We start from the raw sequence: 10,418 nt of genomic DNA on the forward strand, positions 1-10,418 counted from the left end.
ACATTTCCCGCCCGATTTCCGTATGCATCGCGCATTTCTCCAGGAGGTGACGTTCCAGTGGCCGGCACGAACGAAGAAAAGCTTCTCGAAAACCTGAAGTGGATGACCACGGAGCTGCGGCGCGCCCGCCGCCGCCTCCAGGAGGTCGAGCAGGACGCCCAGGAGCCCATCGCCATCGTCGCGATGAGCTGCCGCTTCCCCGACGGGGTGCGGTCTCCGGAGGACCTGTGGCGACTGGTGTCCGAGGACGGTGACGCCATCACCGGATTCCCCGACGACCGGGGCTGGGACATCGAGTCCCTCGCCGACCCCGACCCCGACCGGAAGGGCACCTTCTACAACACCGGTGGCGGATTCCTTTCCGACGCCACCGTGTTCGACCCCGGATTCTTCGGGATATCGCCGCGCGAGGCACTGGCGATGGACCCGCAGCAGCGCCAGATCCTGGAAACGTCCTGGGAGGTGTTCGAGCGCGCCGGAATCGATCCGGCGTCCGTACGCGGCAGCCGCACCGGCGTCTACATCGGCGCGGGCGCCATGGGGTACGGGGCCGACCTGAAGGAGGTCCCGGAGGGTCTCGAAGGGCTGCTGCTGACGGGCGGCGCGACGAGCGTGCTCTCGGGCCGGGTCAGTTACGTCCTCGGTCTGGAGGGCCCCGCCGCCACCATCGACACGGCCTGTTCCTCCTCCCTCGTCGCCCTGCACCTGGCCATCCAGGCCCTGCGGCAGCGCGAGTGCTCGCTCGCCCTGGTCGGCGGCGTGTGCGTGATGCCCACGCCCGACGTGTTCGTCGAGTTCAGCCGCCAGCGCGGCCTCGCCGCCGACGGGCGCTGCAAGTCCTTCGCCGCTGCCGCCGACGGCACCGGCTGGTCCGAGGGCGTCGGCGTCCTCCTGGTGGAACGCCTCTCCGAGGCCCGCCGCAACGGGCACCCCGTGCTCGCCGTGGTCCGCGGTTCGGCCGTCAACCAGGACGGCGCCAGCAACGGTCTGACCGCCCCCAACGGCCCCTCCCAGCAGCGCGTCATCCGCCAGGCCCTGGAGAGCGCCCGGCTCTCCGCCGCCGAGGTCGACGCCGTCGAGGCCCACGGCACGGGCACCCGGCTCGGTGACCCCATCGAGGCGCAGGCGCTGCTCGCCACCTACGGCCAGGACCGCCCCGAGGGCCGGCCGCTGCGCCTGGGCTCCCTCAAGTCCAACATCGGCCACACCCAGGCCGCTGCCGGTGTCGCGGGCATCATCAAGACGGTCATGGCGATCCGCCACGGCGTCCTCCCGCGCACCCTGCACGTCGACGAGCCGACTCCCGACGTCGACTGGTCGGGCGGGGCGGTGTCGCTGCTGACCGAACCGATGGCGTGGCCCGAGACCGGCGCCCCGCGCCGCGCGGCCGTCTCCGCCTTCGGCGTGAGCGGCACCAACGCGCACACCATCATCGAGCAGGCCCCGCCGGAGGCGGGCCCCGACGGCGAGGGCACGGACGGGGCCGCCGCCCCGGAGGCCGCCCCGGCCACCGCCAGGCCCGCCGTGCTGCCCTGGACGCTCTCGGGCCGGACCGCCGCCGCGCTGCGCGCCCAGGCCGCCCGGCTGATCGCCGCCCGCGCCCAGGACGGCGCCGCCGCCCCGGCCCTCGACCTCGGCTACTCCCTCGCCACCACCCGCGGCGCCCTGGAGCACCGCGCGGTGCTCATCGGCCGCACGGACGAAGACCTCGACGCCGCCCTCGCCGCCCTCGCCGCCGGCGAGGAGGCCGCCGGCCTGGTCACCGACAGCGTCACCGAGGGCCGGACCGCGTTCCTGTTCACCGGCCAGGGCAGCCAGCGCCCGGGCATGGGCCGCGAACTGTACGAGACCTGCCCGGTGTTCGCGCAGGCCCTCGACGCGATCTGCGCGCAGCTGGAACTCCCGCTGAAGGACGTCCTGTTCGGATCCGACGCCGCCGCGCTGAACCGGACGGAGTACGCGCAGCCCGCGCTGTTCGCCGTGGAGGTGGCACTCTTCCGGCTGCTGGAGTCGTGGGGTCTGCGCCCGGACTTCGTGTCCGGTCACTCCATCGGCGAGATCGCCGCCGCGCACGTCGCGGGCGTCCTGTCGCTGGCCGACGCCTGCACGCTGGTCGCCGCCCGGGGCCGTCTGATGCAGGCGCTGCCGTCCGGCGGGGTCATGATCGCGGTGGAGGCCTCCGAGGAGGAGGTCCTGCCGCTGCTGACGGAGCGCGTCGCCATCGCGGCCGTCAATGGCCCGCGCTCGGTGGTCGTCGCGGGTGACGAGGACGCGGCGCTCGCCGTCGCGGCCGCGTTCCCCGACCGGAAGACCAAGCGCCTCGCCGTCAGCCATGCCTTCCACTCGCCCCACATGGACGGCATGCTCGACGCCTTCCGCGAGGTGGCCGAGCGGCTCACGTACGCGACCCCGCGCATCCCGGTCGTCTCCAACCTGACCGGCGCCCTCGTCACCGACGAGATGGCCTCGGCCGAGTTCTGGGTCCGGCACGTCCGCGACGCCGTCCGCTTCCTCGACGGCATCCGCGCCCTGGAAGCCGCCGGAGTCACCACCTACGTCGAACTCGGTCCCGAAGCCGTCCTGTCCGCGCTCGCCCAGGACTGCGTCACCGGCGACACGGCGGCCTTCGTCCCCGCGCTGCGCGGCGGCCGGCCCGAGCCCGAGACGGCCCTCGCCGCCCTCGCCCGCGCCCACGCCCGCGGCGCCACCGTCGACTGGACGGCGTACTTCTCCGGCACCGGCGCCCGCCGCGTCGACCTGCCCACCTACGCCTTCCAGCACTCCCGCTACTGGCTGGAGCCCGCCGCCACCACGGCCGGAGACGTCAGCGTGGCCGGACTCGACCCGGCCGCGCACCCGCTGCTCGGCGCGGCCGTCACCCTGGCCGGATCCGACCGGGTGCTGTGCACCGGCCGGCTCGCGCCCCGCACCCAGCCCTGGCTCGCCGACCACACCGTGGCCGGCACGCCCGTACTGGCCGGCGCCGCGTTCGTCGAACTCGCCGTCCGCGCGGGCGACCAGGCCGGCTGCGGGCACGTCGAGGAGCTGGTGCTCGACGCGCCGCTGACGCTGCCCGCCGACGGCGGCGTACGGGTCCAGGTGCTCGTGGAGGACCCCGACGAGCAGGGCCGCCGCGCCTTCACCGTGTCCGCCCGGCCCGAGGGCGAGGCCGCCGAGGACACCGGCTGGACCCGCCACGCCCACGGCGTCCTCGCGCCCGCCGAGTCCCCGGCCGCGGGCGTAGCCCTCGCCCAGTGGCCGCCCGCCGGGGCGGAAGCCCTCGACATCAGCGGCCTCTACGCCACCGAAGGCGCCACCGAAGGCGCCACTGAGGGCGACGCTCCCGCGCGCGGCCCGCTGTTCCGGGCCGTCGAGGCGGCCTGGCACCACGACGGCACCTACTACGCCCAGCTGCGCCTGCCCGAAGACGCCCCGCAGGCAGCCGACTTCGGCCTCCACCCCGCCCTGCTGGACGCCGCCGCGCACACCGCGCTCGCCCTGGCGGCCCCGTACGCCGACGGCGAGGGCAGCGGTGTCGGACCGGGCAGCGTCTGGTCCGACGTGACCCTGCACGCGACGGGCGCCGGCGCCCTGCGCGTCCGGATCCGGCCCGCCGCCGACGGGGCGTTCGCCCTGGACCTCGCCGACGACCTCGGCGACCCGGTGGCCACCGTCGGCCTGCTGACCCCGCGGCCGTTCACGGCCGGGACCACCGGCGCCCCCGCCGCCGTACCGGCCGTCGTCCGCGAGGCACTGTTCCAGCTCGACTGGACGCCGCTGCCGCTGTCGGCACGGCCGGAGGCCCTCGCGGAGCCGGCCGGACCCGAGGGCGGATGGGCGGTGCTGGGCTCCACCGGAAGCGGTCCGGGCACCCGCCACGCCGACCTGGCGGAGCTCGCCGCGGCGATCGACGCAGGCGCCCCCGTGCCCGCGTACGTCCTCGCCCCCTTCCCCCGGCAGGCCGACGGCCTCGCGCCGGACACCCTGAGCGAGGCCGCGCACCGGGCGCTCGCCCTCGTGCGCGGCTGGCTGGCCGACACCCGGTTCGAGACGTCCCGCCTGGTCGTCGTGACCAGCGGCGCGGTCGCCGGGCCCGGCGAAGGCGGCACGGACCTGCCGCACGCCGCCGTACGCGGTCTGCTGCGGTCGGCCGAGACCGAGAACCCCGGCCGCTTCCTCCTCGCCGACGTCCGCGACCTCGCCGACCTCGACGACCCGGCCGGCGCGGCCCTCCTCGCCGCGGCCCTCGCGTCCGGCGAGCCGGAGCTGCTGCTGCGCGACGGAGCCGTCCACGTACCGCGACTGCGGCGCACCCGCCCGGCCGCCACCCCGACGGCCGGGACCGGCGCCGCGGGCCCCGTCGTCGTCGACCCGAACGGCACCGCGCTGATCACCGGCGGCTCCGGCACCCTCGCCGGGATCGTCGCCCGCCACCTCGTCACCGCCCACGGCGTACGCAGCCTGCTGCTGCTCAGCCGTCGCGGCGCCGACGCTCCCGGCGCCGCCGAACGCACCGCGGAACTCGCCGCGCTCGGCGCCGAGGTCACCTGGGCGGCCTGCGACGCCGCCGACCGCGAAGCCCTGGCCGCCGTCCTGGAGGCCGTCCCCGCCGAACACCCCCTCACCACCGTCATCCACACCGCGGGCGTCCTCGACGACGGCGTCGTCGGATCCCTCACCCCCGAGCGCCTGGACACGGTCCTGCGGCCGAAGGCCGTCGCCGCCCTCCACCTGCACGAGCTGACCCGCGAACTGCCGGTCACGGCGTTCGTCCTCTACTCCGCCATCGCCGGCACCCTCGGCAGCGCGGGCCAGGCCAACTACGCCTGTGCCAACGTGTTCCTGGACGCCCTCGCCCAGCACCGCCACCACCAGGGCCTGCCGGCCACCGCGCTCGCCTGGGGCCTGTGGGCCGACGCCAGCGCGATGACCGCCGGCCTCGACGAAACCCAGCTGCGCCGCATGGAGCAGCACGGCGTGGGCGCCCTCACCTCCGGTGACGGAATGGCCCTGCTCGACGCGGCGCTCGCCTCCGGCCGGCCCGCCCTGGTCCCCGCCCGCCTGAACCCCGCCGCGCTGGCCGCCGCCGCCGCGCCCGGGCCCGTGGCCCCCGTCTTCCGGGAGCTCCTCGGCCCGGCCGGGCGCCGTACCGCGCGCACCCGTACCGACGCGGGCACCCCGCTCGCCGAACGGCTCGCGGCCCTCACCCGGCCCGAACAGGACCGGGCGCTGCTCGACCTCGTACGGGCCCAGGTCGCCTCCGTGCTCGGCCACGCCTCGGCCGAACAGGTCGAGCCCGCCAAGGCGTTCAAGGACCTCGGCTTCGACTCGCTCACCGCCGTCGAACTGCGCAACCGCCTCGGCGCGGTCACCGGACTGCGCCTGGCCACCACGCTCGTCTTCGACCACCCCTCGCCCACCGCGCTCGCCCGCCGGCTGCGCACCGACCTCCTCGGCGACGAGGACGAGGCCGGCCAGGACGGTGCACAGGGCCTGCGGGGCGCGGCGCCCGGCGCCGACGACGCCATCGCCATCGTCGCCATGAGCTGCCGCTACCCCGGCGGCGTCCGCGGCCCCGAGGAGCTGTGGCGGCTCGTCGAGACCGGCGGCGACGCGATCGCCGGGCTCCCCGGCAACCGCGGCTGGGACACCGCCGAGCTGTACGCCGGGCAGGACGGCCGGACCTTCACGGGCGGCTTCCTCCACGACGCCGACTCCTTCGACGCCGACTTCTTCGGGATCTCGCCGCGCGAGGCCCTGGCCATGGACCCGCAGCAGCGGCTGCTGCTGGAAACCTCCTGGGAGGCGATCGAGCGGGCGGGCATCGACCCGTCGTCGCTGCGCGGCACCCGGGCCGGCGTGTTCGTCGGCGCCTCGGCCGGCGGCTATGACGCCCAGCTGGAGCGGTCCGCCGACGTGGACGGCGTCCTCGGCCACGTGATGACCGGCAACGCGGGCAGCGTCATGTCCGGCCGCGTCTCCTACGCGCTGGGCCTGGAGGGCCCCGCCGTCACCGTCGACACCGCCTGCTCCTCCTCGCTGGTCGCCCTGCACTGGGCCGTCCAGGCGCTGCGCAGCGGCGAGTGCTCGATCGCGCTGGCCGGTGGTGTCACCGTGATGTCGACGCCCGGGACCTTCAGCGAGTTCAGCCACCAGGGCGGCCTCGCCCCCGACGGCCGCTGCAAGGCGTTCGCGGCCGCCGCGGACGGTACGGGCTGGGGCGAGGGTGTCGGCATGCTGCTCGTCGAGCGGCTCTCCGACGCCCAGCGCAACGGTCACCCGGTGCTCGCGGTCGTGCGGGGCTCGGCCGTCAACCAGGACGGTGCGAGCAATGGCCTGACGGCCCCCAACGGGCCCTCGCAGCAGCGCGTCATCCGCGCGGCCCTCGCCAGCGCCGGACTGTCGGCCGCCGAGGTCGACGCGGTGGAGGCGCACGGTACGGGTACCCGGCTCGGTGACCCCATCGAGGCGCAGGCGCTGCTGGCCACCTACGGCCAGGACCGCGCCGACGGGCAGCCGCTGCTGCTCGGCTCCATCAAGTCGAACATCGGGCACACCCAGGCCGCCGCCGGTGTCGCGGGCATCATCAAGATGGTCATGGCCATGCAGCACGGGGTGCTCCCGCAGACCCTGCACGTGGACGAGCCGAGCCCGCACGTCGACTGGTCGGCCGGGGACATCGCCCTGCTGACGCGGGCCACCGCCTGGCCCGAGACCCGTAGGCCGCGACGCGCCGCGGTGTCCTCGTTCGGCATCAGCGGCACCAACGCCCACACCATCATCGAGCAGGCCCCGGAACCCGCGGAGCGGCCCGCGCCGACGGCAACGCCGGTACCGGTGCCGTACGTCCTGTCGGCCCGGAGCCCGCAGGCGCTGCGCGCCCAGGCGGCCCGGCTGCTGCCCGTCGCCGAGGAAGCGGTCGCCGCCGACGGCTCCGGTCTGCCGGACCTGGCCTACTCCCTGGCCACCGGCCGCGCGGGCCTCGAACACCGGGCGGCCTTCGCCGCCGACGACCGTGAGGGTCTGCTGCGCGCCCTCGCCGGCCTCGCGGCCGACGAGCAGCCGCCGGGGCTGATCCGCGGCACCGTGTCGGGCGGCGGGCTGGCCTTCCTGTTCACGGGGCAGGGCAGCCAGCGGCTCGGGATGGGCCGTGCGCTGTACGCGGCCCACCCGGTGTTCGCGGCCGCGCTGGACCGGGTGTGCGAGCGGTTCGACCTCGAACTGCCCCTGAAGGACGTGCTGTTCGGCACGGACGCCGAGGTACTGGACCGTACGGAGTACACGCAGCCCGCACTGTTCGCGGTCGAGGTGGCGCTGTTCCGGCTCCTGACCTCGTGGGGTCTGCGCCCGGACTTCCTGTCCGGTCACTCCATCGGTGAGATCACCGCCGCCCACGTGGCGGGCGTGCTCTCGCTGGAGGACGCGTGCGCGCTCGTCGCCGCCCGGGGCCGTCTGATGCAGGCGCTGCCCGCCGGTGGCGTCATGATCGCCGTACAGGCCTCGGAGGACGAGGTCGTGGCGCTGCTCACCGACCGGGTGAGCATCGCGGCGGTCAACGGCCCGCGCTCGGTCGTGGTCGCCGGTGACGAGGACGCGGCGCTCGCCGTCGCGGCGGCGTTCCCGAACCGCAAGTCCAAGCGGCTCACCGTCAGCCACGCCTTCCACTCGCCGCACATGGACGGGATGCTCGCCGACTTCCGCAAGGTGGTCGAGGGGCTCACGTTCCAGGACCCGCGCATCGCGGTCGTCTCGAACCTGACCGGCGCACTCGTCACCGACGAGATGGGCTCGGCCGACTTCTGGGTCCGGCACGTCCGCGAGGCGGTCCGCTTCCTCGACGGCATCCGCGCCCTGGAGGCCGCCGGAGTCACGACGTACCTCGAACTCGGCCCCGACGGCGTGCTGTCCGCGCTCGCCCAGGACTGCCTCACCGAGGACGCCGCCTTCGTACCGGTCCTGCGCGCGGCGCGCCCCGAGGCCGAAGCCGTGACCGCCACCGCCGCCCTCGCCCACGCGTACACCCGTGGCGTCCCCCTCGACTGGCGGGCGTACTTCGCCGCCACCGGGACCGGCGCCCACCGCGTCGACCTGCCCACCTACCCCTTCCAGCCCGTGCGCTACTGGCCCGAGCCCGCCGCCCCCGGCGGCGCGGCGCAGACCGCTCCCGCCGCGGCCGGGGCCGACGCCCGCTTCTGGGACGCCGTCGAACGGGCCGATCTGACGGCGCTCGCCGACGAGTTCGACCTCGAAGGCGACCAGCCGCTCAGCACCGCGCTGCCCGCGCTCTCCGCGTGGCGGCAGGACCAGCAGGCCAGGGCGAAGGCCGAATCCCTCCTCTACCGCGTCACCTGGCAGCCCTGGTCCGGCCCCGACCGGGGAACCCCGGCCGGCACCTGGATCGTCCCCGTTCCCGCCGCGCAGTCCCAGGACCCGTGGGTGCGCGCGCTGACCGACCGCATGAGCGGCGACGGCGCCCGCATCGTGCCGCTTCCGCTCGACGTCGCCGACGGCGACCCGGCCGTCCTGCGCGCACACCTGGCCGCCGCCGGACCGGTCAGCGGCGTCCTCTCGCTGCTGGCGCTGGACGAGCGGCCGCACCCCGAGCACCCGTCGGTGCCCGTCGGACTCGCCCTGACCGCAGCCCTCGCCACGGCGCTCACCTCGGAGCCCGACGCCGACGCGGACCAGCCGAACGGCTACGCGAACGCGCCCCTGTGGTGCGTCACCCGCGACGCCGTCGCCGCCGCCCCCGCAGACACCCTCGGCGGCGCCGCCCAGTCCCAGGTCTGGGGCCTCGGCCGGGTCATAGCCCTGGAACACCCGGGCCGCTGGGGCGGCCTCGTCGACCTGCCCGAGGTGTGCGACGAGCGCGCCCTGTCCCGGCTGTCGGCCGTACTCACCGGCGCCGGCGACGAGGACCAGCTCGCGATCCGCGCCGCCGGACCGCTCGTACGACGCCTCGTCCACGCCGCCCCGTCGGCCGGAGCCCGCACCGCACCGCGGTGGACCCCGGACGGCACCGTGCTCATCACGGGCGGCACCGGCGCCCTCGGCCGCCACGTCGCACGGCACCTCGCCGCACGCGGCGCGCGGCGGCTCGTGCTCGTCAGCCGCAGCGGCGCCGACGCGCCCGGCGCCACCGAGGTCCGGGCGGAACTCGAAGCGCTCGGCGCGGCCGTGACCCTCGCGGCCTGCGACGTCACCGACCGGGACGCGCTCGAAGCACTCGTCGCCGGCCTAGCGGCCGACGGCGCCCCCGTACGCGCCGTCGTGCACGCCGCCGGCGTCTCCCAGCCGCCCGGCACCGGCACCGACCTGCCCGGCTTCGCCCGGGTCGTCACCGCCAAGACCGCCGGCGCCGTCCACCTCGACGCGCTGTTCGACACCCCGGACTCCCTCGACGCGTTCGTCCTCTTCTCCTCCATCGCCGGTGTCTGGGGCAGCGGCGGCCAAGGGGCCTACGCCGCCGCCAACACCTTCCTCGACGCGCTCGCCGAGCGCCGCGCCGCCCGGGGGCTCGCCGCCACGGCGATCGCCTGGGGACCGTGGGCCGACGGCGGCATGGCCGCCGAAGGCGACGCGGAGGAGCAGCTCACCCGGCGCGGACTGCCGCCCGTCGACCCGGGGACGAACCTCCTCGCCCTGGAACGCGCCCTCGCCGGCCGCGACGCGGCGGTGACCGTGGCCTCCGTCGACTGGGCCCGGTTCGCACCGGTGTTCGCCGCGGCCCGCCCCCGCCCGCTCGTCGGCGACCTGCCCGAGGTGCGCGGCGTACTGCGCGAGGAGCCGCACGCCGGCGGCACGTCCGCCGACGCGGCCGCGACCGTCCTCGGCCGGCTCGGCGAGCTGCCCGCGGACGAGCGCGACACGGCGCTCCTCGACCTCGTGCGCGAACACGCGGCGGCCGCGCTCGGCCACCCCTCCGCGGACGCCGTCGCAGCCGACCGGGCCTTCAAGGACCTGGGCTTCGACTCGCTGACCGCGGTCGAACTGCGCGACCGGCTGGGCGCCGCGTGCGGCCTGCGGCTGCCGTCCAGCCTCGTCTTCGACTACCCCAACCCGCAGGCCCTGACCCGCCACCTGCTGCGCACCCTCTTCCCCGAGGGAAGCGGCGGCGCGGCCGTCACGGACCTCGACAGCGACCCGCAGGACGCGGAGCTGCGCCGGACGCTCGCCACCATCCCCCTCGGCCGGATCCGCGAGGCCGGACTCCTGGACACCCTCCTGCGGCTCGCCGGACCCGACGCCCCGGCCACCGAGCCCGGTGCCGAGGCCGTCGACCCGGGCGGGTCCATCGACACGATGGACCTCCAGGACCTCCTCGACCTCGCCCTCGACGGCGGGGGCGGCCTCGACGACGACACCCCCGACACCACCACCAGCAACAGCAACTTCTGACGTGCCCGAAGTGCGGAGTA

General features: G+C 76.1%; 1 protein-coding gene. It reads left to right on the forward strand.

Translation table 11 applies throughout. The features are described from left to right. Positions 1–57 precede the first annotated feature (57 nt). Positions 58–10,398: a type I polyketide synthase gene (locus IE248_RS22445; protein WP_190031515.1), complete on the forward strand. Its 10,341-nt coding sequence runs from the start codon at positions 58–60 to the stop codon at positions 10,396–10,398. Positions 10,399–10,418 lie beyond the last annotated feature (20 nt).

This window comes from Streptomyces goshikiensis, assembly GCF_014650555.1.
Classification (GTDB): domain Bacteria; phylum Actinomycetota; class Actinomycetes; order Streptomycetales; family Streptomycetaceae; genus Streptomyces; species Streptomyces goshikiensis.